The organism is Kutzneria viridogrisea DSM 43870 (assembly GCF_000525635.1).
Lineage (GTDB): Bacteria > Actinomycetota > Actinomycetes > Mycobacteriales > Pseudonocardiaceae > Kutzneria > Kutzneria viridogrisea.
Genome location: NZ_CP007155.1, coordinates 6,199,678 through 6,225,141 on the forward strand (window position 1 = coordinate 6,199,678; position 25,464 = coordinate 6,225,141).

The 25,464-nt window shown below is 69.1% G+C and carries 22 protein-coding genes and 1 pseudogene; 13 read left to right on the forward strand and 10 right to left on the reverse strand.

What is annotated here, in order from left to right; all coding sequences use genetic code 11:
* Positions 1-77: 77 nt before the first annotated feature.
* On the reverse strand, positions 78-497 hold the full coding sequence (locus tag KALB_RS27485; RefSeq protein ID WP_025358899.1) for a MarR family winged helix-turn-helix transcriptional regulator: 420 nt from the start codon (positions 495-497) through the stop codon (positions 78-80).
* Positions 498-798: 301 nt separating this feature from the next.
* Between KALB_RS27485 and KALB_RS27490 the strand changes: the two genes are divergently transcribed.
* Complete coding sequence (locus KALB_RS27490) at positions 799-3,489, forward strand: ATP-binding protein (RefSeq protein WP_236650039.1); 2,691 nt, start codon at positions 799-801, stop codon at positions 3,487-3,489.
* Positions 3,490-3,566: 77 nt separating this feature from the next.
* Here KALB_RS27490 and KALB_RS27495 read toward each other — a convergent pair whose 3' ends face one another.
* Positions 3,567-4,709: a serine hydrolase domain-containing protein gene (locus KALB_RS27495; RefSeq protein WP_158510831.1), complete on the reverse strand. Its 1,143-nt coding sequence runs from the start codon at positions 4,707-4,709 to the stop codon at positions 3,567-3,569.
* Between the two features lie 167 nt (positions 4,710-4,876).
* The gene (locus KALB_RS27500) at positions 4,877-6,283 is read right to left on the reverse strand and encodes an APC family permease (RefSeq protein ID WP_236650040.1); all 1,407 of its coding nucleotides are present in this window, start codon (positions 6,281-6,283) and stop codon (positions 4,877-4,879) included.
* Between the two features lie 98 nt (positions 6,284-6,381).
* Between KALB_RS27500 and KALB_RS27505 the strand changes: the two genes are divergently transcribed.
* On the forward strand, positions 6,382-7,587 hold the full coding sequence (locus tag KALB_RS27505; protein ID WP_025358902.1) for a PucR family transcriptional regulator: 1,206 nt from the start codon (positions 6,382-6,384) through the stop codon (positions 7,585-7,587).
* A 57-nt stretch (positions 7,588-7,644) separates the two neighbouring features.
* Here KALB_RS27505 and KALB_RS27510 read toward each other — a convergent pair whose 3' ends face one another.
* The 4 genes from KALB_RS27510 to KALB_RS47800 form a co-directional block, all read right to left on the reverse strand.
* Complete coding sequence (locus KALB_RS27510) at positions 7,645-8,595, reverse strand: quinone oxidoreductase family protein (protein WP_025358903.1); 951 nt, start codon at positions 8,593-8,595, stop codon at positions 7,645-7,647.
* 303 nt (positions 8,596-8,898) lie between these two features.
* Complete coding sequence (locus tag KALB_RS27515) at positions 8,899-10,965, reverse strand: HelD family protein (protein WP_025358904.1); 2,067 nt, start codon at positions 10,963-10,965, stop codon at positions 8,899-8,901.
* A 111-nt stretch (positions 10,966-11,076) separates the two neighbouring features.
* Positions 11,077-11,319 carry a hypothetical protein gene (locus tag KALB_RS27520; RefSeq protein WP_025358905.1) on the reverse strand — a complete coding sequence of 81 codons (243 nt, stop codon included), beginning with the start codon at positions 11,317-11,319 and terminating at the stop codon, positions 11,077-11,079.
* A 270-nt stretch (positions 11,320-11,589) separates the two neighbouring features.
* Positions 11,590-12,471 carry a Rossmann-fold NAD(P)-binding domain-containing protein gene (locus KALB_RS47800; RefSeq protein WP_158510832.1) on the reverse strand — a complete coding sequence of 294 codons (882 nt, stop codon included), beginning with the start codon at positions 12,469-12,471 and terminating at the stop codon, positions 11,590-11,592.
* 98 nt (positions 12,472-12,569) lie between these two features.
* Between KALB_RS47800 and KALB_RS47805 the strand changes: the two genes are divergently transcribed.
* On the forward strand, positions 12,570-13,220 hold the full coding sequence (locus tag KALB_RS47805) for a TetR/AcrR family transcriptional regulator (RefSeq protein WP_236650394.1): 651 nt from the start codon (positions 12,570-12,572) through the stop codon (positions 13,218-13,220).
* A gap of 25 nt (positions 13,221-13,245) precedes the next feature.
* Here the strand turns inward: KALB_RS47805 and KALB_RS45780 are convergent.
* A pseudogene (locus tag KALB_RS45780) lies at positions 13,246-13,557 on the reverse strand (transposase family protein); the annotation flags it as partial.
* A gap of 90 nt (positions 13,558-13,647) precedes the next feature.
* On the opposite strand from KALB_RS45780, the gene KALB_RS27535 reads away from it, so the two are divergent.
* Complete coding sequence (locus KALB_RS27535) at positions 13,648-14,334, forward strand: HEAT repeat domain-containing protein (protein WP_201771826.1); 687 nt, start codon at positions 13,648-13,650, stop codon at positions 14,332-14,334.
* A complete protein-coding gene (locus tag KALB_RS27540) occupies positions 14,328-15,365 on the forward strand; it encodes a HEAT repeat domain-containing protein (RefSeq protein WP_025358908.1) in 1,038 nt (345 codons plus the stop codon). Before KALB_RS27535 ends, KALB_RS27540 begins: the two co-directional genes overlap by 7 nt.
* Positions 15,366-15,469: 104 nt before the next feature.
* Here KALB_RS27540 and KALB_RS27545 read toward each other — a convergent pair whose 3' ends face one another.
* Positions 15,470-15,931 (reverse strand): ArsI/CadI family heavy metal resistance metalloenzyme, encoded by a 462-nt coding sequence (locus KALB_RS27545; RefSeq protein WP_025358909.1) that lies wholly within the window; start codon positions 15,929-15,931, stop codon positions 15,470-15,472.
* Between the two features lie 81 nt (positions 15,932-16,012).
* Between KALB_RS27545 and KALB_RS27550 the strand changes: the two genes are divergently transcribed.
* The 8 genes from KALB_RS27550 to KALB_RS49960 all read left to right on the forward strand — a co-directional run bounded on the left by KALB_RS27550 (position 16,013) and on the right by KALB_RS49960 (position 22,850).
* Entirely contained in the window at positions 16,013-16,384 is a 372-nt protein-coding gene (locus tag KALB_RS27550) for an ArsR/SmtB family transcription factor (protein ID WP_025358910.1), read from the forward strand.
* On the forward strand, positions 16,381-17,487 hold the full coding sequence (gene arsB, locus KALB_RS27555) for an ACR3 family arsenite efflux transporter (protein ID WP_025358911.1): 1,107 nt from the start codon (positions 16,381-16,383) through the stop codon (positions 17,485-17,487). The genes KALB_RS27550 and arsB overlap by 4 nt, the downstream gene beginning before the upstream one ends.
* The gene (locus KALB_RS49475; protein WP_025358912.1) at positions 17,465-18,142 is read left to right on the forward strand and encodes an arsenate reductase ArsC; all 678 of its coding nucleotides are present in this window, start codon (positions 17,465-17,467) and stop codon (positions 18,140-18,142) included. Before arsB ends, KALB_RS49475 begins: the two co-directional genes overlap by 23 nt.
* A 61-nt stretch (positions 18,143-18,203) precedes the next feature.
* Positions 18,204-18,524: an ArsR/SmtB family transcription factor gene (locus tag KALB_RS27565; protein ID WP_030108192.1), complete on the forward strand. Its 321-nt coding sequence runs from the start codon at positions 18,204-18,206 to the stop codon at positions 18,522-18,524.
* Positions 18,521-19,024, forward strand: a complete 504-nt coding sequence (locus KALB_RS27570) for a GNAT family N-acetyltransferase (RefSeq protein WP_025358914.1) — start codon at positions 18,521-18,523, stop codon at positions 19,022-19,024. The genes KALB_RS27565 and KALB_RS27570 overlap by 4 nt, the downstream gene beginning before the upstream one ends.
* Positions 19,025-19,454: 430 nt before the next feature.
* Positions 19,455-21,077, forward strand: coding sequence for a ribosomal protection-like ABC-F family protein (gene abc-f / locus KALB_RS27575; RefSeq protein ID WP_025358915.1), 1,623 nt, complete (start codon positions 19,455-19,457; stop codon positions 21,075-21,077).
* Position 21,078: 1 nt separating this feature from the next.
* Positions 21,079-22,722, forward strand: coding sequence for an ABC-F family ATP-binding cassette domain-containing protein (locus tag KALB_RS27580; RefSeq protein WP_025358916.1), 1,644 nt, complete (start codon positions 21,079-21,081; stop codon positions 22,720-22,722).
* Complete coding sequence (locus KALB_RS49960; protein WP_268872223.1) at positions 22,719-22,850, forward strand: hypothetical protein; 132 nt, start codon at positions 22,719-22,721, stop codon at positions 22,848-22,850. Before KALB_RS27580 ends, KALB_RS49960 begins: the two co-directional genes overlap by 4 nt.
* A gap of 6 nt (positions 22,851-22,856) precedes the next feature.
* On the opposite strand, the gene KALB_RS49480 is transcribed toward KALB_RS49960, so the two are convergent.
* Positions 22,857-25,400 carry an AfsR/SARP family transcriptional regulator gene (locus tag KALB_RS49480; RefSeq protein ID WP_025358917.1) on the reverse strand — a complete coding sequence of 848 codons (2,544 nt, stop codon included), beginning with the start codon at positions 25,398-25,400 and terminating at the stop codon, positions 22,857-22,859.
* Positions 25,401-25,464 lie beyond the last annotated feature (64 nt).

Genomic DNA, 25,464 nt, shown 5'->3' on the forward strand with positions numbered 1-25,464 from the left:
TCGACACGGCGACGACTGGAGCGGCGCGGACGATCCCGCACAGCACTGGATCCACCTCCGCAACGGCAGTCGCAGCTTCAAGAGGACTTGAGAAGCTGGGCCAGCAGGACGGTGTCGCGCAGATACCGCTCGTACGGGAAGCCGGCTTCTAGCAGGCCATTGCGCAGCTCCTCGTAGAGCGGCTTCCCGCTGTCGTGAAAAGCTTTACGGCCGGTCTCGGTGATGCTGACCAGCCGTCGCCGTCCGTGCTCGGGATCGAGGCGGACCTGCACGAGCCCGGCTGCCTCCAGTGGGCGCAGTGCCCGGCTGATCGCGGGGTCGGACACTGACAGGGCCTGCGCCAGTTGGTGCTGGGTCACCGGCTGGATGTCCTCCAGTGTCCCCAGCAGCCGCATCTGGCTATAACTCAGGGCGCTGGGGTCGTTGCCGCGCCGCCGCGCCGCCTCTCCCAGCAGGAACACCACACGATGCAGCAAGTCTGCGAGTCCGTCGTCCACAGTCCGACCATACCCTGAATATTGACAAGTTAATATTAACTATGCAAGACTCGATACATGCCTTGGTCCACGACCCGCTCATCCCCGTGGTCATGATCATCCTCACCCGTCGCTCGCAGCGACTGCCCATGCTCGCGGATACGATGACCAACAGGAGCCGTCGCACAACCGGACCGCCACGGCATGCTGACGCCACACCGGGCGGGTGATTGCGTGGGCACACCCTTGTTCGCGTCGCGACAGTCATCTGACTCCTGCCGGTCCGCGTGGGAGATGTGTGTTACGGAGGCAGAATCCGCCCATGGCTCGTGAGATGTTCATGGCCGCCCGCCGCTCGCTCGTCGGTCGGCACGAGGAGATCGATCGCCTCCTTGCCCTCGTCCGTCGGGCGGAACAGAGTGAGGGCGGTGTGCTTGTCCTGCGCGGCGAGCCGGGCATCGGCAAGAGCGCACTGCTGGACCATGTCGAACACGCGACGCCGGAACGGTTTCAGGTCATCCGCGCGTCCATGTCGGAGTTCGAGGGTGAGCTGCCATTCGCGGCACTGCACCAGTTGTGCCTTCCGGTGCTCCCGCACCTGGACACGCTGTCGGTTCCCTACCGCGACTCCCTGCTGGTCGCGTTTGGCCTGGCCGACGGAGCGCCGGACCCGTTCCGCGTCGGCCTTGCCGTGCTCGAACTGTTCGCGGCCGCCGCGACGGAACGTCCGGTGCTGTGCGTCGTCGATGACGCGCACTGGATGGACGTCGCCTCGGCGAGGGCGTTGACTTTCCTGGCGCGACGCATCGCGGCTGAGCCGATCGCGATGGTGTTCGCGGTCCGCGACCAGGACGTTCCCCGTGAACTGGACGAGCTGCCGGGCCTGATGGTCGGTGGCCTGAGCGACGCGCACGCACGTGCGTTGCTGGCCGAGGAGAAGACCGTGACGCTCGATGAGCGGGTACGTGAACACCTTCTGGCCGAGGCGCGCGGAAACCCGCTCGCCTTGATCGAGTTGCCGAAAGCCGGCGGCTTCGAACTGCCGACCCCGTCTCCGGTCGCGCGCCGGATCGAGCGGTGCTTCCGGGCCAGGATCGCGCAACTGCCCCCGGACGCACGGCTGCTACTGATTCTCGCGAGCGCCGAGCCTACCGGTGACCCACGTCTGCTGTGGGCGGCCGCGCAGCGGCTGGACATCGACGTGCCCTCCGCGAGCGCCGCCGCCGAGGCGTCCGGGCTGGTGCTGTTCGACACGCGTGCGCGCTTCTGCCATCCATTGGCGCGCTCGGCCGCCTACCGTGCGGCCGAGCCGAACCAGCGCCGTGCGGCGCATCGGGCGCTGGCCGATGCCACCGACCCGGCCGTCGCTCCGGATCGGCGGGCCTGGCACCGTGGCCAAGCCACCGCCGAGCCGGACGAACAGGTCGCTGAGGAGCTGGAGTCCTCGGCGTCGCGGGCGCAGGCGCGTGGGGGTGTAGCGGCGTCCGCCGCGTTCCTCAAACGTGCGGCGGTGCTGTCCCTTGACCCCGGCAAGCAGACCGAGCGCACCCTCGCGGCCACGAGGGCGGCGCTGGAGGCGGGCCAGATCAACGCGGCGGCGGACCTGCTGGCCAGCATCGACACCGACACGTTGGATGATCTCCAGCACGCGTCCGTCGATCTGCTGCGCGGGCGGATCGCGTTCGTCCACGGTGCGGACGGTGCGGTCAAGGGACCGCAACTCATCCTGCGGGCCGGACAGCGGCTCGCCGCCAGCGACCCGGAACGATCGCGTGAGTGCGTGGTAGCGGCACTGGAGATGGGGCTCGTCGTCGCGAGGGCTGCGGGGGTGATGGAGCTGGTGCTCGACGCGGCCCGCTCGGCGCCGGCGGCATCGCGACCGCCGGATCTGCTCGATGCGCTGGTGTTGTTGAGAACTGAGGGACACCGCGCCGGACTGCCGGCGCTTCGGGAGGTTCTCACCGGCGAGGATGCTGCCTGGACTCGTGCGCCGGCGTTGGCCACGGTGCTCGCGGGTGAACTGTGGGACCTCGACCTGCACGGGACGATCATCGACTGGCTGATACGCGACGGGCGGGACACGGGGTCCCCGATGACCATCCGGCTCGGCCTGTCGCAGGTGGCCCTGGCCGCGGTGTGCACCGGCGACTTCGGGCAGGCGATGGCCGCGATCGCCGAGGAGGAAGCGATCGCGGACGCCCTCGGCGATCTGCCGCAGCTGTATCCGAGAGTGCACCTGGCGGCGATGCGAGGCCGCCGCCAGGAGGTGCTTGACCTGTTCACCGAGTCCATGAGCCGGGGCAACGGTCAGTTGACCGCGAACGCACACTGGGCGAAGGCTGTGCTCCACAACGGCTTGGGCGAGTATCCGAGCGCGCTGGACGCGGCTACCCGAGCCGTGGCGGACGGCGACCTTTTCATCACCGGTATCGCGCTGCCCGAGTTGGTGGAGGCCGCGGTCAGGTGTGGTGAGAATGCCGTCGCGCGGTCGGCGCTGGACTCCTTGGCCGAGCGCACGGAGCCCGCCGGAACCAGCCTCGCCCTTGGCGTGTTGGCAGGTACACGGGCACTGGTCAGCGATGCCGAAGACGACTATCTGGAGGCACTCAAGCACTTGACGGACAGCCGACTGCCGCCGAACCTCGCACGGGCGCACTTGCTGTACGGGGAGTGGTTACGCCGCGCGGGCCGCCGTCTCGACGCACGCGAACACCTCCGCACCGCGCAGGAACAACTGTCGGAGATCGGACTGGAGGCGTTCGCGCAGCGGGCTGCCGAGGAACTGCGCGCGACCGGAGAAGTGGCCCGCAGCCGGTCCAAGCACACTTACGACCGTCTGACCATGCAGGAGATGCACGTCGCGCGCCAGGTAGCGGCGGGCGCGACGTCGAAGGAGGTGGCCACGCGCCTGTTCCTCAGTCCGCGTACGGTAGACGCTCATCTGCGCAACATCTTCCGCAAGCTCGGTGTCACCTCGCGCAGGCAGCTCAGGGACATGCCGGGTCTCAGGTGACAGGGCTTGGTGGCGGCCTCAACGGTCTTGCCGTCGCCGGGCAGGGGTCGACGACGGCAAGACCGTTCAGGAGAGTGTCAGGACCTGCCGGACGAGGCGGTCCTGACCAGCTCCTTCCAGATCACCGTCGCCGGATGCGGCGGTGACAGTTCGTTGACGACCACAGCGATCGTGATGCCGCGGCCGACATCGGTCGCGGCAATCGAGGAGAATCCGCTGTAGGTGCCGCCGTGGCCCTGCCAGGTGCGTCCAGCCTCCCTGGTCTGGTAGGTCCCCATCCCATAGGTACCGAGGTCCGGGTCCTGACTCCGACCTGCCTGCGGCGATGGCGTGACCATCATGCGCACTGTGTCGGGCCGCAGCAGGTTCCCGCGGGCGAACAGCGAGTCGAGCAACAGACCCGCGCCGGTCGCGGTGCCGGCGAACGCCCCGTCGGTGAACGGAAGGCCGTACAGGTCGGTCGGGATGCCCTTCGCGCCGTACGCGGTGGAGAAGTCCTCCAGTTCTCCGTTGTCGAGGCGGTTGTAGCCGTGCACGAGACGACCGAAGGCTCGCTGTGTGCGTTCCATGGTGAGGACGTCGTCGGTCATCGGAACCTGCGCGGTGCCCGCCCGCCGGACGAAATTCCGGTAGGCACGCTCCAGCGCCTGGTCGCCACCGGAGGTCTTGGCCAGGACGTGTCCCAGAATGATGTAGCCGGTATTGGAGTACTCGAAGCGCCTGCCAGGGTTGACCGGCTGGCGGATCCCGGCGTTCAGCATCGCGAAGGTGTACGGACGATCGGGGTCGTACTGATCGCCCGGTGGGAACAACGGTGCTGTCGCCGGATCACCGTACAGGTCCGGATAGCCGGCGGTGTGCGTGAGCAGCATGCGGACCGTGACCACGCGCGATCCCGCCACCTCGTCACCGACGTAGGCCGAGATCGGCTTGTCCAGGTCGAGCACCCCGTTCTCGACCTGGTGCAGCGCGAACGTCGCGACCATCAGCTTGCTGAGACTGGAGTACGGGAACATCGCCTGATCCGTGACCGGCTTCGACGGGTCGTGGATCGCCTTGCCCCGCTTGCCGGACCACACCACCTGGCCATTGTGGATCGCCACGGCCTGGACACCGGCATCACCGAACTGCGATGCGGCCCGCTCCAACGCCTCATCCATCCGTTTCCCCAAGTCACTCCCTGGTGTCGCCGCCGCGGTCGTCGGCAGGACGACCGCCATTCCGACTACGAGAGCGAGCAAACAACGCCACATTCGTCGACTCATACTTGCTCCCTGAGCTCAGTTGTCCGGCGCCGCGTACGCCGCGGTGGCGGAGGACAGCACGAGCACTGCGGCCAGGACGGCCGCCGTGCCCCGCCGTGGCAGGACCTGAACGGTGCTCATCCTCAGGCACCGAGCCGCGAGTGGTGGCGGCCGTAGAGCACGTACACGACCAGCGCCAGCACCAGCCAGCCGCCGAACAACAGGTACGTGTCGACCGGGAGTTCGTGGACCAGGTAGGCGCAGCAGCCGATCGACAGCAGCGGCACCACCGGGTAGCCGGGCACCGTGAAGCCACGCTCCAGGTTCGGCTCCCGCCGCCGCAGGATGATCACGCCGATGGACACCACGGCGAACGCCACCAGCGCTCCCATGCTGGTCAGGTTCGCCAACTGCTCCAGCGGGACGACCGCGGCGATCAGCGCGACGAATCCGCCCACCAGGAGGGTGCCGGTCACCGGCGTGCCCCTGCGCGGATCGATCCGGCAGAAGGCCGGCGGGATGATGCCGTCCCGGCCCATCGAGTACAGGATGCGCGTCTGCCCGTACAAAATGATCAGGATCACGCTGACCACGGAGACCACCACACCCGCCGAGAACACCGGTCCGGGCCAGCCCGCTGTGGTGACCTTCTCCAGGATCGCGGACAGACCGGCCTGCTGGCCCTCGAACTCCGTCCACGGCTGCGCGCCGACGCCGACCAGCGCCACCAGCACGTACACCGCGGTGATCACCAGCAGCGCGAACATGATGGCCAGCGGCAGCGTCCGGCGCGGGTTACGGACCTCCTCACCGGCCGTGGACACCGTGTCCAGGCCGACGAACGAGTAGAAGATGGTGGCCGCCGCGGCACCGACACCCGCGACGCCCATCGGGGCGAACGGCTGGAGGTTGTCCGAGTTGAAACCTGTCGCGCCGACCACGAGGAACAGCACGAGGATCCCGAGCTTGACCAGCACCATGACCGTGTTGACCAGCGCGGACTCCCGGGCGCCCCGGACGAGCAACAGGCAGCACAGTCCCACCAGGATCACGGCGGGCAGGTTGATGAAGCCACCTGCGCCGGGCGGTGCGGAGATGGCCGCGGGCATCTGGGCACCGAACAACCGCTCGGTCAGTTCGTTGAGGTACTGGCCCCAGGTGACCGCGATGACCCCGGCGGAGACGGCGTACTCCAACAACAGACACCAGCCCACGGCGACCGCGGCGAGCTCGCCGAGCGTCGCATAGGCGTAGGAGTACGAGGACCCGGAGACTGGGACGGCGGAAGCCAGTTCGGCGTAGCACAGCGCGGTCAGTGCCGCCGTGACCGCGCCGAGGACGAACGACAGGATCACCGCGGGTCCGGCCTTGGGTACGGTCGCGTTGAGCGTGAAGAAGATGCCGGTGCCGATCGTGCCGCCGATGCCGATCATCGTGAGCTGGAAGGTACCCATGGTGCGGCGCAGGGCACTGCCTTCGGGTGCGGACGTGGCGTCGGTGCGGAACGCGTCCACTGGTTTGCGCCTGAGCAGCTGCTGACGAAACGACACACCGGTTCCCAACGCGGCCTCCCTCCGTTCCGTGGATTGCTCCAATTCTGGAGAGCGGAGATCGTCTCGTCGTTGGCGGAACTGCCTATACTTCGCCGATGCTGATGTCGGAATCGCCAAACACCGGCGGCACCAGCGAGGAGCTCTACGCCCTCGCGGACGCCATGGCGGCGGTGATCGGCGGTTCCGTGTCGATCGAGGACCTGGACAACCGCGTGCTCGCCTACTCGTCGATCCCCGAGCAGCACATCGACGACCTGCGCCGCCGCGGCATCCTGGACCGCCGCGTCCCCGACCAGCCCGAACAGCTGCACCAGTACCGGCAGGTCCTGGCAGCGACGGGCGTCGTGCGACTGCCGATCCTCGCCCCGGACGAACTGCCCCGCGCGGCCGTCGCCATCCGAGCGGGCGAGCGACCACTGGGCACGATCTGGGCGATCGAGGGCGCGGCACCGATAGACGGGACGGGCGAGTCCGCCCTCCTCGACGGCGCCCAGCTCGCCGCCACACATCTGCTGCGCCACTGGGGTGCCGCCGAACTCGACCGTCAGACCAGAGAAGACGCGCTGCGCAGCCTGCTGGTCGGCGACGGCACCTCCAGCGAAGCCCGTGTCCGCCTCGGCCTACCCGATCCACCGCGCCTGACACTGCTGGGCTTCGCACCAGCACTCGGCGAGCCACCACTGGACGCCAACCTCAGCACGGCCGCGGCACGCCACTGGTCAGCGGTGTCCGCCTCGGCGGCCACCGCCACGATCAACCGCACGGTCTACGTTCTGCTGCCCAACGACCCACCAGCTACCGCCCGCCGCCTCGCCGAGCAAGCGGTCGCGGCCCTCGGCAGAACACTGGACGCTCCTGTCCGCTGCGCCCTGAGCCGCACCACCAGCGACGCATCCGAGGTCCCCTCACTGCGCACAGAAGTAGCCGACATCCTGCGCGTCACCACAGCAGATCCCCACGGCCGCCCAGTCGCCACACTCGGCGAGGTCCACGCCAGCGTGCTCCTCACCCACCTGTCGGACGAGCTGGCCCGCCATCCAGGTCTGCGCCACCCAGGAATCGAAGCGATGCTCGAGTACGACCGCACCCGCCGCACGCACTATGCGGCGTCAGTGACCGCCTGGCTGGACGCCGCGGGCAACATCGGCGACGCGGCCCGGCACCTGACCATCCATCCCAACACACTGAAGTACCGGCTGCGCCGCGTCCACGACCTGTTTGGCGTCGACCTCCTCGGCCATCCCGACGACAGGCTGTCCTGCTGGCTGCAACTCCGCCTCCACCAGCCGCCACCGGCCTAGGGACTCTCGGTTTCCCCCGGGACCGTGCCGCCTGTGCGGACCTCGGTGGGCACCGCACTACACGGAGGTGAAGTCCAGCACGAGACGGCCCCGCACCCCGCCCTCGGCCAGCCGCCGGTGCGCCTGGGCCGCCTGGTCGGCGGGCACCACGTCGGCCACGCGCAGAGTCAGCTCGCCCGCCTCGGCCTGGTCCCGCAGCCGGAGCAGCCGGGCGTGGTCGGTGGCCACCTCGTTGACCCAGACCGGGTGCACCCGGACACCACGGTCGACCGGGCCGTCCCAGCCACGGATGACGGCGATCCCGCCACCGTCCCGGATCGCCGGGACGACCAGCTCGTGCAGCATCGCCCCGTCGAGCACGCCGTCCACCCCGTCGGGCGCGAGAGCGCGGAACCGATCGGCGACGTCGTCACCGCGCCGCACCACCTCGTCGGCGCCCAGATCGGCCACCAGTTGCGTGTCGGCCGCCGAAGCGTCGGCCAGCACGCGCAGCCCATCGCTCTTGGCCAGCTGCACCGCGTACCCGCCGAAGGCCCCGGCCGCTCCGGTCACCGCGACGGTGCCACCGGCCGGCACCGCGAGCAGGTCCAGCCCGAGACGAGCGGTGAGGGCGTTCATCAGCAGCGTCGAGGCGGCCGGAAAGCCCACACCGGACGGAATCGGCACCACCGACTCCGCGGGCACCACGACAAACTCGGCGTAGGCGCCGCCGCGCGGCCCGTAGGGACGGACGATCGCGATCACCGCATCCCCCTGTCGGAGCGGGGTGTCGGTGTCCGGTCCGATCGCGTCGACCACGCCCGCCGCGTCCATACCCGGCACGTACGGTCCGGGACGGCCGTTGAACCGCACGCTCGTGGTGCCGGAGCGGAGCACCGTGTCGGTGGGGTTGACCGAGGCGGCGTGTACCCGGATGCGCACCTCACCGCTGCCGGGCACCGGATCGGGCAGCTCGATCACCCGCAGCACCTCGGGTCCGCCGAACTCGGTCAGGCCGATCGCTCGCATAGCCCCCACCCTCCTTGTACGTCCACCATCAAACTAAACACTACCGTACAAGGTCTCGCACATCCGGTGTCCGCGCGGCCACGGTGACCGTCGGCTTGCTGCGCGCCACGGCCAGCCGGCCGTGTTGATGCCGTCTCACCCATGGCCACTCTGACCATTAGCGAGTGTTCCTCGGATTTGACCGGAACTGCTGCTACCAGCCGTACCGGCCCTCCCGGTGGCGCCAGTAGCGGTCGGCGATGGAGCTGTTCAACTGGTTCCGCTACTCGCACAGGGGTGAGGTGTTGGGACCGTCCGGCCAGGTCAGGGTGTGCGTTCCCGCATACCCGCCAACTCGGCTGGTGGCGGGCCGGGATGCACGACACCGAGCCGCTGGGTGGCCCGGGTCATGGCCACGTAGAGGTCGTTGTGGCCCAGGGGTGCGGCGAGAATCGCGGCCGGATCGGCGATCAGCACCGAGTCGAATTCCAGTCCTTTGGCCTGGCTGGGCGTGAGCAACACGACCGTGCCGGTGAGGTCGGTCGGCGTGGCGACGGACAGGGCCGCCGCCAGCCGACCAAGGTGGACTGACAGGGCGATGATCGCGAGCTGTCCGTCGGTGTGTGTTCCGGCGAGTTCGGCGACAACCTGGGGCAGGTCGGTGTGGGTGGTACGCACACGCCACGGTGGTTGACTGGTGGAGCGGACCGATCGGGGTGGCCGCAGTCCGGGATGGTGCGCGGCGACCAGGTCGGCGGTGGCGGCCATGATCTCCGCCGGAGTGCGGTAGTTGACGGTGAGTTGGGCCAGCCGCCAGCGATCGTCGAGGTGCGGCCGCAGCACGCCGTCCCAGGACGTGGCGCCTGCCGGATCGCCGGTCTGGGCGAGGTCGCCGACGAGGATCATCGACTTGGTGGGGCATCGGCGCATCAGCATCCGCCAGGCCATCGCGGACAGTTCCTGCGCCTCGTCGACGACCACATGCCCGAACGTCACCCCGCCAGCACGGTCACCGATCACGGCGGCGGCCTCGTCCAGCAGCGGGATGTCCTCGACGCTCCAGCCGCCGGACGAAGTGCCGAGCAGGTCGGCCACCACGTCCTGCGGGGTCAGTGGCGGCCACAGTTCGTCGAGCGTGTTCCGCACGGTGGTGTCGGCCAGCAGTGCGTCCCGCAGGCGGGCTCTGTCGGTCTGATCCAGCAGGCTCCTGGGACCGTTGAGATCGTCCTCGTGCTCATCGGAGCCGATCACGACGCCGGCGGCCGCCAGCGCGCGCAGGTCGGCCTCGCTGAGCCGTCCGTCGGGACTGCCACCGTCGAGGGCGTGGCCGGTCTCGGTGAGCACCACGCGCTCCATGCGCTCGATCAGGCCCTGCGCGAGCAGGTCCACAACCTGCTGTTGAAAGACGAGTCTGGCCTGGTTGTGCGGAAGCCCAGTCCGCCTTGCCGTGTCCACGGCGCGGCGGCAGCTGTGCGGGTCAAGCCGCAGCGTCTGCTGTTCGAACTCGACCTCGACCGGCTCGTCGGGAGTCCGCACCCGCGAGCGCACCGCGGCCGCTACCCGATCGGCCATGTCCACCCGGCCCTTGGCCTCGGCGGTCGCGGGCGGATCCACGCGGCTGGCCCGGATGTTCGGACGCAGATCGGCGATGGTGGCCGTCACGACGGTGTGCTCGCCCAAACCGGGCAGGACCTGCCCGATGTAGTCCAGGAAGATCTGGCTGGGGCCAACGACCAGGACGCCCCGGGTGCGCAGGTGCGGGTGGGTGTAGAGCAGGTAGGCCAGCCGGTGCAGGGCGACCGCGGTCTTGCCGGTACCTGGGCCACCCTGCACCACAAGCACTCCGGGGTACCCGTCGCGGATGATCTGGTCCTGTTCGGCCCGCAGGGTCGTGACGATGTCGCGCATCCGCCCGGTTCGGACCGCGGCAAGCGCCGCCAGCAACGCGGCCTCCCCGATCAGGTTGTCCTCGCCTGCGGTGTCCAGGTCGAGCAGTTCGTCGTTGAGCGCGACGACCATCCGCCCACGTGTGGTGATGTGTCGCCGCCTCCGGACGCCGTGTGTGGCGGTCGGGGTCGCCGTGTAGAACGGCCGGGCAACCGGTGCGCGCCAGTCGACCAACAACGGCTCGTCATCCCCCTCCCGGAACAGACCCAGCCTGCCGACGTGGACACGGCGGCCCTCCTGCATATCCAGCCGGCCGAAGCACAGCCCGTGCTCGGCGGACTCCAAGCGGGTCAGTTCCGCCTGCCAGAACGCCACCGCGTCCCCGCCCCGGCCAGCGTCTCGCGCGGCTGCCAAGTGGGTCGCCGCCTGTTCGCGCAGGGCGTCCACCCAGGTGTAGAGGGTCGCCAGGTGCTGCTGCTCGATGTCGATCTCGCTACTGGTCAAGCCTCTCGTCTCCCCGCGAGTCGGTGATCAGTGGCATCGAGGGTGCTTGGCGATGTCAGAAAACAACAGTCTTGTTCTTCTCGGTGGCTTCAGCCGCCCCGGGTATCGGGTTCAGTTCGGCAGTAGCGGACGTCCGTGCGCACGGTCCGCCTCCAGCGTGTGCACGATGAGTGCCAGGAACGCCGGATCGGCGGGCGGGGTGACCCCGAGGGCGTCGAAGGTCGCGGTGATGCTCGCGGTGTGCGCATCGCGTGCGATCCGTTCGCGGTCGGCGAGCTGGTCGCGGAACGAGGGGGTGCGCAGCGCGGAGAGGATCAGCTCGGTGCGCAGGGACAGCCAGCCGATGAGGTGCACGGCGTGCTGGCCCCGCCAATCGGCCGGGCCAGCACGCTAGCTCAATGGGGACGCAGACCTACGCGGACTGGGGGCGATATGCAGCCGGTGGGAGAAGATGTCCGAAGGTCACTGCGTCAGCCAGACCGGCATGTTCGACCAGTTGCATCACCGGTACCAGACCTGCGCATGACACAAGATTGGGTTCGTCGAACGTCGCCGACACCGCAGCCGGTTTATGAGATGCCCCGCATCCAGCAGATGCCCTCCGATCCGGTGATGCAGAACCGTTCACCGTTGATGCTGCATTGCCTTGTTGGCGGCTTGGTTCATGTCCCAAACACCCAGGGCAGCAGTCTCCCGGACGTATGCTTCGAACGACCTTGGAGGGCGTTGCAGTAGCCGTTCGACCGTGTCGAACTCTCCGGCGAACACGCCGCTGTCATGGCTGTGTAGCACGTGTTCGACCAGACCGATCACGGTTTCATCGACTCCGGTCGCGCGGAGTCGTTCGAACCAAGCAGTCGGCTGAAATTCAGTGTACTGGATCGGACGATCGAGCGTTCGGGCAATGATCCGCACCGCCTCTGCGAACGGGAACGCCCGAGGACCTGAAAGTTCGTAGGTTTGACCGTGGTGACCGGTGCCCACCAGGGTCTCAACCGCCACGTCGGCGATGTCGGCGGCATCGATGAAGTCGATCGGCGAACCCAGGTCCATTGCTTCCAGACTGCCGTCGACAATAGATTGCCGCAGCGGGTTCGCGGAATTCAATTGAAAGTTTTCCGCGAAGTTCTGATGAAACGCGGACGGACGAAGGATCGTCCACTCCACCCCCAATGCCTTCACGACATCTTCCACGGCAACCACCTCAGGGTTTCCGGCACGACCCGAACGGGCAGAGAGCAATACGAACCTGTCAACACCCTGCTTCACGGCGTACTTGCAAAAACCAGAAATATCACCCATACCCCGAGGAACCCCTGTCGGAGAATCTTCGATCGGCGGAACGACGTAGAGGGTATCGATATCAACCAAGGCATCGACCCAGGTGTCCTGGTCCCCCCAGTCGAAGGCCGGGGCACCCCGTCGAGATGCTGGCCGTACCGCAACACCACGTTGACGTAATCCAGCCAGCACCCTGGAACCAGTGGTACCGGTCGCACCAGTCACCAAAACAGTCCGCCGACTCATCACGTACTCCCTCCTCCGGGCCGATCAACCATTCCACTCGCAACGATGCCGCACCTAGCAGCCTGAGCGTCGTGCTGATGTCCAGCCTCCGCCAACAAAAATGGACCCGCAAGTCCAGTCTTGCTAGTCTGGGTGCCATGCCCAGTGGCAACACCGCCAAAGGTCAACACACCCGCGCCCGCATCCTGTCCGGCGCTATCGAGCTTCTTCTCGAACAAGGTACCGGCACGGTCACACTCGACGAGATTCGAGCACGTACCGAAACCAGCAAGAGTCAGTTGTTTCACTACTTCCCGGACGGGAAAGAGCAACTATTGCTCGAGGTCGCTCAACACGAGACAGAACGGATCCTGCAAAGAATCCACGATGGCGCCGGTCCGCTGACCACACGGCAAGCATGGAGAAGATGGCGCGATCAGATGCTCAAACAACATGATCGCCATGGTGAAGCCTGCCCGCAATATATATTGGCAAGCCATCTCGCAGCCGCAACACCAGGCGAAAAGGCTGTCGTATCGCAAATCATTCATCAATGGAATAACAGCATTCGGCGAGACATCGAGCAAATGCAATCCGCAGGCGAAGTCGCTCACAGTGTCGATGCCAGCAAGATCGCATCAGCAATCACCGCAGCCGTGTGCGGCGGCACCACGATGACCGCGATCACAGGCTCACCCCAACACCTCACCGACGCGCTCGACTACGCCCTCAACCAATTGTCCATTTAACGAAAGCGCGCGCTGGTGACCAACCTCATCTGGCGGCGGGGTGAAGTGCGAGGACGGTTCGGGTCGGGTCGGTGATCCGGGTGGTGGAGCAGCGGAGTCTGCGCGGTGGCCGCCAGGCTTTGAGGATCGAAACGGCTTGTTCGCTCAGGGCACCGGACGGGGGCTTGCGAGCGGTTGACCGGTAGGTCTTGTCCGCTCAGCAGGGGATGTCGGCTGTGGTGAGGGCGTCGATGATGCCGTGGGTGCGGGCCGCGGTCAGGTCGTGGGCCGAGCCGGGCAATGCCGGCGAGGTCCACAGCAGCCGCCCTGCCGGGTCGGCGAGGACGTGGACGTTCATGAGGACGTCGTGGAGCACGCCGATCTCCACGGCGGCTCGCCCGTGACCTTGACCTTGTCACTGTGACAAGGTCTTCACTGGCTGTCGGAGGTGGTCCCCATCAACTCGACACACAGGAATCCACAGGACACGCGACTGCTCGACGCACTGGCCGCCGGGAACTCGTCCACGCGGTTGAAGGCTGCCCTGGCAATCGGTACGCATCCCGAGCCCGGTTTCGTCGACGCGCTCGTGGCACGGTGCGCGATCGAGCCGGACTTCTTCGTGCGTGACATGCTCACGTGGGCGCTGACCCGTCTCCCGTCGGAGATTACGGTTCCGAAACTGCGCGCGGAGCTTCGTTCCGAACGCGCTCAGGCCCGGAGCCAGGCGTTGCACACCCTGTCCAAGATCGGGGACAGGAACGCGTGGCCCGCGATCACGCGGTCGTTGCTGCACGACGCCGACGACGAGGTCGCGCGGAGTGCGTGGCGCGCTGCCGTCATTCTCGTGCCCGACAGGGAGAAGGAAGCGCTGGCCGCGGAACTGGCCACACAATTCGGCCGCGGTGACCGGGAGGTACGGTTGAGCTTGAGCCGCGCCCTCGTCGCGCTCGGCGACGTGGTCGAGCCGGTCCTGCGAACGGCACTGGCACGTCACGACCCGGCGGTGCGTGCGCATGCCAGCGCCACGGAGCGGCTCCTGCGCGACCCAGATGCCGGATTCGACCTCGCCGTCGATGAAGCGAGGCGGGTCGTCGCGCTCGGTCCGGACCGGGAGGAGACAACTGCGTGCTGATCGGTGAGGTGGCGCGCCGCTCGGGAGTGAGCGCCCGGATGCTCAGGCACTACGACTCGCTCGGGCTGGTACGACCGACAGGCCGCACCGTGGGTGGCTACCGGGAATACACACCCGAGGACATCCGGCGGATCTTCCACGTGGAGGGCCTGCGGGCCCTGGGACTGTCACTGCGTCAGATCGCACGCACTCTCGACGATCCCGGATTCACCCCGGCAGCGCTGGTCGGCGACCTCATCCGAAGGACCGAAGAACGACTGAACCAGGAGCAAGAGCTCCTCGAACGGCTCCGTACGGTCGATGCGGCCGAACCCGCCGGCTGGCAGGACGTCGCGCGCATCGTCGAACTCCTGCACGGACTGGGTTCGCACAGCGCCGCGCGGCGACAGCAGGCCGTCCTGGCCCCGGCCGAGCATGCCTCGGTTCCCGCCGAGCTGCTGGCAGAGGCGGTCCTCACCGAATCCGATCCGAACGTTGCCGGGGCCCTGCGGTGGGCCCTCGCGCGGGCCGGCGGTGACGGTGTGGCGAGCCTGGCAACCGGCATGGCCTCCGAGGACGTCGACGTCCGGCGGCGCGCGGTCCTGGCGCTCGCCGAGCTACCCGGCGACGAGGCGACCGCGATGCTCACGGACGCGCTCGGGGACACGGACGCGACGGTCCGCAGACATGCCGCTCTCGCACTGGGGGCGCGGGGCGTGACCCGTGCTGTGCCGGCACTGGTCGGCATGGTGGTCGAGGGCCCGAACGATGTCGAGGCGGCCGAGCTCTTGGGAACGTTGGCGCGGGACGCGCAGTGGACAGACCGGATCCTGAGTGCGCTGGTTGACGAACTCGCCGCACACACCGCGGACTCGGCGGTGCGGATGCGACTGACCCAGGCACTCGCCGAGATGCCGGGGACCATCGCGCTGGACATCCTTCAGCAACTGGCCCACGACGATGATCGGCCCGTGGCCCTCATCGCCACGGCCCTCGTGAAAGTGCTCGAAGAACGGCCGGGCGAAGAAACCCAAGACGCCGCGGATCAGTAAACGATCAACATCCAGAGCACACATCGGTAGTAGCGGATGTTGTGGAGCGACGATGCTGGGTGCGGAGGCTGGCGGGGGCACCACCAGCCTCCGGTAGGTCACCGTCAGCCGCAGCAGCCAGTGGGCTTGGCCGTAGCCTGCTGCTCGGTGTCGGTGGAACACCCGGCAGCGGTCAATTCAGGGTCGGTGCCGTACGCCTGCGAGTCGGCCTTGACGACGTAGACCTCCCAGGGCTCCTTGCCGGGGCCGTGTACCCAGACCTTGTCCTGCACGGCGTAGCAGCAGGTGGTGTCGTTCTCCACGTCGGTGAACAGCCCGAGGGCGGACAGCCGCTCGCTGGCCTCGGTGACCTGCTCGCTGGACTCGACCTCCACCCCGAGGTGGTCCATCACCGTCTCCTGGCCTGGCTCGCCCGCCAGCAGTACCAGCTTCAACGGTGGCTCGGTGACGGCGAAGTTGGCGTAGCCGGGACGGCGTTTGGCTGGTTCGACGCCGAACAGCTTGGTGTAGAAGGCGATCGAGGCTTCCAGGTCGGCCACTCGCAGGGCCAGCTGCACACGGGACATGACATCACCCTTGGATAGACGTTCATCGAATCAGTGCGTTGCCAGATTGCGCTCTAGATAGATGTCTGTCAACCTAGATGCATGTCTAAACAGTTGCCGCTCGTCCCGGTCGAGTCGCTGTGCTGCTCGCCCTTGATGCGCCAGCCCCTGACCGAGGACCAGTCGGTCGAGCTGGCGCGGGTGTTCAAGGCCCTGGCCGACCCGGTGCGGCTGCGGCTGCTGTCGCTGATCGCCTCCCACGCCGGGGGCGAGGCGTGCGTGTGCGACCTGACCGACGCCTTCGACCTGACCGGCCCGACGATCTCCCACCACCTCAAGGTGCTGCGCGAGGCCGGAATCATCGACGGTGAGCGGCGCGGGACCTGGGTGTACTACCGGGTGCTGCCCACTGCGTTGCAGACGCTGTCCACGGTGCTCATGGCGCCCGACCAGGCCGAGCCGGTGACCGCATGAGCACGGCAACCGATCGTGGCGTGGTGGGCAAGCTGTCCACGCTGGACCGGTTCCTGCCGGCCTGGATCCTTGCCGCCATGCTGGCGGGCCTTGCCACGGGTCGCGTGATCCCCGGCCTGGGCGCGGCGATCGACGCCGTCCAGGTGGATGGGATCTCGCTGCCGATCGCGCTCGGCCTGCTGATCATGATGTACCCGGTACTGGCCAAAGTCCGCTACGACCGGCTGGACACCGTCACCCGCGACCGGCGCCTGCTGTTGCCCTCCCTGCTGCTGAACTGGGTGCTGGGCCCGGCGCTGATGTTCGCGCTGGCCTGGCTGCTGCTACCGGACCTGCCCGACTACCGCACCGGGCTGATCATCGTCGGGTTGGCCCGGTGCATCGCGATGGTCATCATCTGGAACGACCTCGCCGGTGGCGACCGCGAGGCCGCCGCCGTGCTGGTCGCGCTGAACTCGGTGTTCCAGGTCCTCGCCTTCGGGGTGCTGGGCTGGTTCTACCTCGCGGTGCTGCCCGGATGGCTCGGCCTGCCGCAGGCCGACCTCGCCGTGTCCGGCTGGGCCATCGCCCGCTCGGTACTGATCTTCTTGGGCATCCCCCTGCTGGCCGGGTACCTGTCCCGCCGCCTGGGCAAGCGTGCCAGGGGCCGGGACTGGTACGAGACCCGGTTCCTGCCCCGCGTCGGCCCGCTCGCGCTGTACGGGTTGCTGTTCACCATCGTGGTGCTGTTCGCCCTGCAGGGTGGCCAGATCACCAGCCGTCCCCTGGACGTGGCCCGCATCGCGCTGCCCCTGCTGGTCTACTTCGCGATCATGTGGACCGGATCCTTCGTGCTGGGCAAGGCCATCGGCCTGCCCTACGAACGGACCACCACCCTCGCGTTCACCGCCGCGGGCAACAACTTCGAGCTCGCCATCGCGGTGGCCATCGCGACCTTCGGCGCCACCAGCGGCCAAGCCCTCGCGGGCGTGGTCGGCCCGCTCATCGAGGTGCCCGTGCTGGTCGCCCTGGTCTATGCCGCCCTGTTGGCACGCCGCTTCTTCGCACCGTCCACTGCCACCGTCTCCGAAAGACCCGGTCATGACACGGCACCCTCCGCCTGACGACCGCTGCTGCAACCTCGAAGCCTGCCAACCCGCCGACGCCGACACCCTGCTGGACCACGCCGCGAACGACCTCGCCCGCACCCTGGGCGAAGTGTTCTCCGTGGAGACCATCCGCGAGGTCATCGACGACTCCTACGACCTGCTCGCCGCCACCGCCCGCGTCCACACCCACCTGCCCGTGCTGGCCACCCGCTTCGCCGCCGAACGCCTGCGCGCCATCGCCAAGAACCAAGGAGCCGTCGTGTCCGAGCTGCCCGAGGTGCTGTTCGTCTGTGTCCACAACGCCGGGCGCTCCCAGATGGCCGCCGCCCTGCTGCACCACCACGCGGCCGGTCGGGTCACCGTCCGCTCTGCCGGGTCGGCACCCGCGGACACGATCAACCCGGCCGTGGTCGAGGCCATGGCCGAACTCGGGCTGGACCTGTCGCAGGAGTTCCCCAAGCCGCTGACCGACGACGCCGTGCGGGCCGCCGACGTGGTGATCACCATGGGCTGCGGCGACGCCTGCCCGGTCTACCCGGGCAAGCGGTACCTCAACTGGGACCTGGCCGACCCCGCGGGCCAGGACGTCGAGCACGTCCGCCCGATCCGCGAGGACATCGACCACCGGGTCCGTGGGCTGCTGGCCGAACTGGTCCCCACCGGCGCCTGACCGGCCGCTTCCCGCCGCCCCTTTCATCGTCTATCGTCGATTAACGATGAAAGGGGCGGTCATGCTCGACCGGCGACTCGCCGAGACCTACGCAGCCTGGTTCCGCGCCTTGGCCGACGCGACCCGCGTGCAGATCCTCAACCTGCTCGCGGAACACCCTGAGCCCATGACCGTCGGCCAGATCGTCGAGCGGGTCCCGGTCGGCCAGTCCACCGTCTCCGCCCACCTCAAGGTCCTCGCCGAGGCCCGGTTCGTGCTGTCGGACAAGCGCGGCACCGCCACCCTGTATCGGGTCAACCAGCGCTGCGTGTCCTGCTTCCCCAGCGCCGCCGACCTCGTGATGGGCAAGACCCCGGCCGAGGTCGAGGCGATGCTTCCATGAGCGCCGCGCCGCGCATCACGGCAATGCTCGCCGAGCACGCCGAGCAGGTGCTGTCGGTCTACCAGGCAGGGCTGGACACCGGCAACGCCAGCTTCGAAACCACCGCGCCGCCCTGGCCCCAGTGGGACCAGGCCCACCTGCCGGAGCACCGATTCGTCGCCCTCGACTCCGGAGGCGAGGTGCTGGGGTGGATCGCCGCGATGCCGGTGTCCAGCCGCTGTGTGTACGCCGGGGTGCTCGAACACAGCGTCTACGTTCACCCCGATCGCCACGGCACCGGCGTCGGCCGTGCCCTGCTGGACACCTACATCGCGGCCACCGAGGCCGCCGGGGTGTGGACGTTGCAGTCCGGCATCTTCCCGGAGAACACCGCCAGCCTGGCCCTGCACCAGCGGGTCGGCTTTCGTGAGGTGGGCCGTCGCGAACGCATCGGCCAGCACCTCGGTGCGTGGCGCGACGTGGTGTCGATCGAACGCCGCAGCACCAGAACTGGTCTATAGCGCGGCACAAGGCTGCCGCGCCGGTCGAGCAGCGTCCAGCCGTCGCGGATCATCAACACCGTCACCAAGGTCATCCGCATCATGTGTGGGAGGCGCCGCAGCCACCACCGCCAGCCAGCTCTTGGCTGATTCCCGACTTGTGTAGTGCAGTGAAGCTTGTTCCCGACCGAGAACGCGGCTACGAGATCCACCACCTGGGCACGACACGCCTGCCGGGCTGGTGCCTTGACCTCGAGATCGGCGCAACTGCTATGGTCGAAGGGCAGAGAGCCGTTTTAGGGAGACTTGACGTGGCAGGTGAAGACGACATCTCCGGGTGAGCCCGGAGTCAGCAGGCCCCCGGCACGTACCGCCGCGGTGGCCATGTCGTCGCACCCATAGCCACGCGCCGCTCACTGGCGCGCCCCACATCTTCCGAGGTCTCTCTTTCATGCCAGATTCCCGCATCGTCGTGTCCGGTCTGTCCTTCTCCTGGCCCGACGACACCCCGGTCTTCGACCAGCTGTCCCTCACCGTCCCGGACGGCCGCACCGGCCTGGTCGCCCCGAACGGCGCAGGCAAGACGACCCTGCTCAAGCTCATCGCGGGCGAGCTGCGGCCGACCGCGGGCACCGTGTCCGTCGACGGCCTGCTCGGCTACCTACCCCAGGACCTGCCGCTGACCGGCGAACCGTCCGTGGCCGAGGTCCTCGGCATCGAGCCGGTCCTGCGCGCGCTCGAAGCCGTCGAGTCCGGTGACGTGGCCGAGGAGCACTTCACCACGATCGGCACCGACTGGGACATCGAGGAGCGCACCCGCGCCCAGCTGGACCGGCTCGGCCTGGGCGAGGTCACGCTGGACCGGAGGCTGAGCACCCTGTCCGGCGGGCAGATCGTCTCGCTCGGGCTCGCCGCCCAGCTGCTCAAGCGGCCCGATGTGCTGCTGCTCGACGAACCCACCAACAACCTCGACCTCGAGGCCCGCCGCAAGCTCTACGCCGTACTCGAGGACTGGTCCGGCTGCCTCCTGGTGGTCAGCCACGACCGCGCCCTGCTGGACCGGATGGACCGCATCGCCGAGCTCGACGCCGGTGAGGTCCACTACTACGGCGGCAACTTCACCGAGTACGAGGAGGCCGTCCAGGCCGAGCGCGAGGTGGCCGAGAAGCACATCCGCAACGCCGAGCAGGAGGTCAAGCGCGAGAAGCGCGAGATGCAGCAGGCCAGGGAGCGGGCCGCCAAGCGGGCGAGCAACGCGCAGCGCAACCTCGCGAACGCGGGACTGCCCAAGATCCTCTCCGGCGCCCGCAAGCGCAACGCCCAGGAGTCCGCGGGCAAGGCCGACGGCACGCACGCGGCCCGGGTCAGCGCGGCCAAGGCCAAGCTCGACGAGGCCGAGCGGTCGCTGCGCGAGGACCAGAAGATCACCCTGGAACTCCCCCAGACCGCGGTGCCCGCCGGGCGGACCCTGTTCCTCGGCGAAGGCCTGCGCAAGCGGGACCTGTTCGGCGGGGGCGTCGACCTGGCCATCCGCGGACCGGAACGCATCGCGCTCAGCGGCGCCAACGGCTCCGGCAAGTCCACCCTGCTGCGGATGATCACCGGTGACCTGGAGCCCGACGGCGGCGAGGTCAAGCGCGCCGACGGCCGGATCGCCTACCTGTCCCAGCGCCTGGACCTGCTCGAGAACGACCGCACCGTCGCGGAGAACCTGGCGGCGTTCGCGCCCGCGATGCCCCCGGCACAGCGGATGAACCTGCTGGCCCGCTTCCTGTTCCGAGGCGACCGCGCGCACCTGCCCGTCGCGGTCCTGTCCGGTGGGGAACGGCTGCGCGCCACGCTGGCCTGCATCCTGTTCGCCGAGCCCGCACCGCAACTGCTGTTGCTGGACGAACCGACGAACAACCTCGACCTGGTCAGTGCCGGGCAGCTGGAGAGCGCGCTCAACGCCTACCAGGGCGCGTTCGTCGTGGTCAGCCACGACGAACGCTTCCTCGGCGAGATCCGGATCGACCGCTGGCTCCGGCTCGACGCGGGCAGGCTGCTGGAGACCGCCGCGCCCGTGAGCCGCTGACATGGAAGCGGCTCTGATCGCGCACGACCTCGTGCGCGTGCTCGGTGACCGGCGCGTGCTGGACGGGGTGTCGCTGACCGCGGCGCCGGGGCACCGGATCGGGTTGATCGGCGAGAACGGCGCCGGGAAGTCGACGCTGCTGCGAGTGCTGGCCGGGGTGGACCGGCCGGACCGCGGCAGCGTCGAGCGCCCGGCCGACCTCGGCTACCTGCACCAGGAGATGCCGTTCGACCCTGCGGCGACAGTGGCCGACGTGGTCGACGAGGCCCTGGCCGATGCGCGCGCGGATCTCGCCGAACTGGACCGCCTCGGTGCCCTGCTCGCCAACGACGAGAATCTGCTGGCGGAGTACGCCGAGCGGCTGGAACAGGCCCAGCTCCACGACGCCTGGGACGCCGACCGGCGGGCGAAGATCGTCCTCGACGGACTGGGGCTCGGCGGCCTCGGACCCGAGCGTGCGTTGCGCGAACTGTCCGGCGGCCAGCGCGGGCGGCTCGCGCTGGCCGCGTTGCTGGTCCGCCGGCCCGCCGCGGTCCTGCTGGACGAGCCGACCAACCACCTCGACGACAGCGCCGCGGCGTTCCTCGAGGAGCAGTTGCGCGGTCTGCCTGGCACCGTCGTGCTGGCCAGTCACGACCGCGCCTTCCTGGACGCGGTGTGCACGGACATCCTCGATCTCGATCCCGCGGTGGACGGGCCGGTCCGGTTCGGCGGCGACTACAGCGGTTACCTGGCGCGCAAACGCGCGGACCGGGAACGCTGGAAACGTCGTTACGCCGAGGAACAGGAGGAAATCGCGGTTCTGCGGGAGGCGCTCGGCGTGACGACGCACCGGGTCGCGCCGAACCGGGCTCCGCGCGACACCGAGAAGATGGGCTACGGGCACCGGGCCGGGCGGGTGCAGAACTCGATTTCGCGCCGGGTCCGCAACACCGCGCGCAGGCTGGAGGAGCTGGAACGCCGCCAGGTGCCCGCTCCCCCGCCACCGCTGCGGTTCCGCCCGGACGCGCTCGCCGGGCAGGCACCGGACGAGATCCTGGTGTCGCTGCGGGACGTGCACGTTCCCGGGCGGCTCACCGTCGATCGCCTCGACATCCGCGCCACCGCACGACTTCTGGTCACGGGGCCCAACGGGGCTGGCAAGTCCACACTGCTGCACGTCCTGGCGGGACGGCTCGACGTGGCCGGGGTGCGGCGGCATCCGGGACTGCGCGTGGCTCTGCTGAGCCAGGACACCGAGCTCGACGAGCCCGGGCGCACCGCACGCGAAACGTACTCGGCCGCACTCGGCGCGGCGCGCGCGGCGGCCGTGCCGCTGGAATCGTTGGGGCTGCTGGGAAACCGGGACGCGGACAAGCCCGTCGGTGAACTGTCGGTGGGCCAGCGACGGCGGCTGGCCCTCGCGATCCTCGTCGCGGATCCACCGCAACTGCTGTTGCTCGACGAACCGACGAACCACCTGTCCCCCGCGCTGTGCGACGAACTGGAGGACGCGCTGGGCCCGGGTCCGGGCGCGATCGTGCTTGCCGGCCACGATCGACGGCTGCGCGCGAGATGGCGGGGCGCCGAGCTTCGCGTCGACAGCGGCCGGGCCGTGACAGCGCTCCGGGACGCGGGAGGGTTCCGGCTCGGGTGCTCGACGTGACGGCGGAGATCGCCCGCACCGGCCCGTCCAGCGCGTGGGTCCTCGCGATCTCCTACGGCGCCCAGCACGTCGCGGCCGCGTTCGGCGACCGGGTCCGCGAGGAGCTGTGCCGGGACGACCCGCTGTGACCCGGCTCAGCGCCCGCCGAGCCCCTCGTGGAGGAACAGGTCCGGCCCCCGCGGCGCCCACAGCTCGTCTTCCAGGTGGTGGTCCTGCCAGCGCGACGGGGGATCGGCGAGCCAGTCGTGCCCGAAGACGGCGTCCGGGTAGTCCGACCGGGAGCGACCCAGTTCGTAGTGGCCCAGGTAGTCCATCAGCGGCGACCACAGCTGCCGGTTCGCGATGACCAGGTAGGAGGCCGCCAGGCCTGACTCGTGGACCCAGCCCCGCATCATCCGGGCCAGGAACAGGTCGGTGATGGGGTTCGGCTTGGCCTCGAAGGCGGGGCAGATCAGGTGCCGGGCGACGGCCAGGTGCGCGCCGGACGGCAGGTCCCCCCGCCTGCCGACCTCGTTCCACACGTCCGCGATGACGGGGTCGGCAGCCAGTTCCGCCCGCTCCGGCGCGCGGAGGGTCAGCCAGCTCATGAAGGCGCGCAACCGGTTGCTCCTGGCGCACCGCAGCACGGAGAACGCCTCCGGCTGGCGGTTCAGCCAGAACCGGACCGAGGACGCGGTGAACTCGCCATAGGCCTCGCGCGCCAGGGCGACGAGCTCATCGTGGTCGGCCGGGGTGCACCGAGTGACGCGCACGTCCGGGTCCCCGGTCGCCGACACGTAGCGGCACACCACCCCGCCCCGGCGCCGCAGGTGGCTGATGGTCCGCGTGACCGCCACGCTCGCCCGCGGTTCGGTTGCGTCGCGCAGCAGCGTGTTCATCACGTAGTGCCGGATCCGCCGGTGCATCCGCTCGTAGCCGACCGGATCCCGCCACCGCAGGTGGACCTCCAGCGCCTCCCGCAGCACCCCGTTGATGTCCAGGCCGTGCCCTGGCGTCTCGACGTACGGTTGGGCACGCAGCCAGTCGAACAGTTCCGCGGGATCCCCGTCCGGTACCGCGACGCGGAGAAGGTCCTCGGTGGTGTAGCGGGCGTGCGCGCAGACGTGCAGCGCCCACCGGTGCCGCGGCGTCGGGACCTCGCCGACCAGGAGGTCCAGCACCGTGTCGACCACGTACCGCACGGCCTCGCGCCGCGAGGGCTGCCCGGTGTGCGACATGCTCCGGCCGACCTCGGCGGCCAGCGACAGCGCGAGCGGGTTGCCCGCCGCGAAGTCCACAATGGACGTGACGAACCCGGGGTCCACGCCCCGCGCCTGGACCAGCGCCGCCGACTCCGCGGGGCTGAGGGCGTCCAGTTGCCGGGTCACGATCATGCCAGACCACGCCGGGTCGGTGATCCAGGCGACGCTCGGGCCGCTCCGGCCAGCCAGGACGACGATCGCGTCCGCCGGCAACGTGCGGAGGTAGACCTCGCGCAGCCACGGCTCGAGTTCGCGGTGCCGCTCGCAGGAGTCGAGGAGCACGACCGGGCCCGCGGACGTCCCCGCGAGCCCGCCGGCGAGCTGGTCGAGACGTTCTCGCAGTTGCGCGGTCGTGAGGTCGTGCAGGTGCCACACCGTGCGCCCCGCAGCCTCAGCGTCCTCGGCGAACCGGCGCAGTAGGGTCGACTTGCCGATCCCGGCGTGACCGCGGACAAAAAGCACCTCGAGCCCTTCGTCGTGGCCGCGCTCGAGCATGGCCCCGAAGGCCGCGCGCTCGGCGTCCCGCCCGACGAACCGCCGACCGAGGTTGCGGTCCAGTGCCGCGCCGGCCGGCTCACCCGGTGGTTCCTTGGCCACCGGTGCCGGAACCCGTGGGCGGGGGGCGGGCACGAACTCGTCCTCGGTGTCGGCCTCGGCCCGCAGGATCTTCTCGTGGATCGCCCGCAGGCGCGGTCCCGGGCTGACGCCCAACTCCTTGCCCAGTAGGTCGTAGACCATCCGGTAGACCTGAAGCGCCTCGGCGCGCCTGCCGCTGCGGTAGAGGGCGAGCAGGTAGATCTCGTACAACGGCTCCTCCAGCCGGTTCAGCTGGAGGAGCAAGGGCACCTCGGCCACCACCTCGGCGTGCTCCCCCAACTCCAGGCGCAGTTGCAGCAACTCCTGGGTGGCGATCAGCTTCAGCCGCTCCAGGCGGGAGCGTTCCCGCTCGGCGGCCTCGCCCGGCACACCGGCCAGCGCGGTGCCCGTCCACAGGTCGAGAGCCTCCCGCAGGCACCTGGCCGCGGCCGGCACCTCGCCGCCAGCGCGCTCCTGCCGGGCGGTCTCGACCAGCCGCGTGAACTCGGTGGCGTCGAGTTCGAACAACGACGGGTCGAGCATGTAGCCCCCGGACTGCGAGCGGATCGCCCAGCCAAGGCCGTGCTCGGAGAGCAGGCGCCGGATGCGCGAGATGTAGGTGCGGATGACGGCTTCGCCGGTGGCCGGGGCACGATCGCCCCACAGGCCGTCAAGCAGCTCGCCGCTCCGGACGAAACTGCCACTGCGGGACAGCAGCAGCATCAGTACCGCCTGTTGTTGCGGCGCGCCCAGATCCAGCTCCGCGTCACCGCAACTGAGTCCGGGCGGTCCGAGGATGGTGAACCGGCACTGGGTCGAGACCACGTTCTGCTGTCCAATCACGGCTGCCCGGCGGTGCATTCCCGGAAAGTAGATCTGCCGGGACGGCCCTCGCGAGCGTCACGTGACGCTGTGCTCGTACGTC

Excerpts from the sequence above, each read along its gene's own strand:
- abc-f (WP_025358915.1), top strand. The coding sequence starts at position 19,455 with ATGCCAGATTCCCGCATCGTCGTGTCCGGTCTGTCCTTCTCCTGGCCC.
- KALB_RS27545 (WP_025358909.1), bottom strand. The coding sequence starts at position 15,931 with ATGTCCCGTGTGCAGCTGGCCCTGCGAGTGGCCGACCTGGAAGCCTCG.
- KALB_RS27510 (WP_025358903.1), bottom strand. The coding sequence starts at position 8,595 with ATGCGAGCGATCGGCCTGACCGAGTTCGGCGGACCCGAGGTGCTGCGG.
- KALB_RS27580 (WP_025358916.1), top strand. The coding sequence starts at position 21,079 with ATGGAAGCGGCTCTGATCGCGCACGACCTCGTGCGCGTGCTCGGTGAC.
- KALB_RS27550 (WP_025358910.1), top strand. The coding sequence starts at position 16,013 with ATGTCTAAACAGTTGCCGCTCGTCCCGGTCGAGTCGCTGTGCTGCTCG.
- KALB_RS27495 (WP_158510831.1), bottom strand. The coding sequence starts at position 4,709 with ATGGCGGTCGTCCTGCCGACGACCGCGGCGGCGACACCAGGGAGTGAC.
- KALB_RS27570 (WP_025358914.1), top strand. The coding sequence starts at position 18,521 with ATGAGCGCCGCGCCGCGCATCACGGCAATGCTCGCCGAGCACGCCGAG.
- KALB_RS27505 (WP_025358902.1), top strand. The coding sequence starts at position 6,382 with ATGCTGATGTCGGAATCGCCAAACACCGGCGGCACCAGCGAGGAGCTC.
- KALB_RS47805 (WP_236650394.1), top strand. The coding sequence starts at position 12,570 with ATGTCCAGCCTCCGCCAACAAAAATGGACCCGCAAGTCCAGTCTTGCT.
- KALB_RS49480 (WP_025358917.1), bottom strand. The coding sequence starts at position 25,400 with ATGCACCGCCGGGCAGCCGTGATTGGACAGCAGAACGTGGTCTCGACC.
- arsB (WP_025358911.1), top strand. The coding sequence starts at position 16,381 with ATGAGCACGGCAACCGATCGTGGCGTGGTGGGCAAGCTGTCCACGCTG.
- KALB_RS27490 (WP_236650039.1), top strand. The coding sequence starts at position 799 with ATGGCTCGTGAGATGTTCATGGCCGCCCGCCGCTCGCTCGTCGGTCGG.
- KALB_RS27565 (WP_030108192.1), top strand. The coding sequence starts at position 18,204 with ATGCTCGACCGGCGACTCGCCGAGACCTACGCAGCCTGGTTCCGCGCC.
- KALB_RS49475 (WP_025358912.1), top strand. The coding sequence starts at position 17,465 with ATGACACGGCACCCTCCGCCTGACGACCGCTGCTGCAACCTCGAAGCC.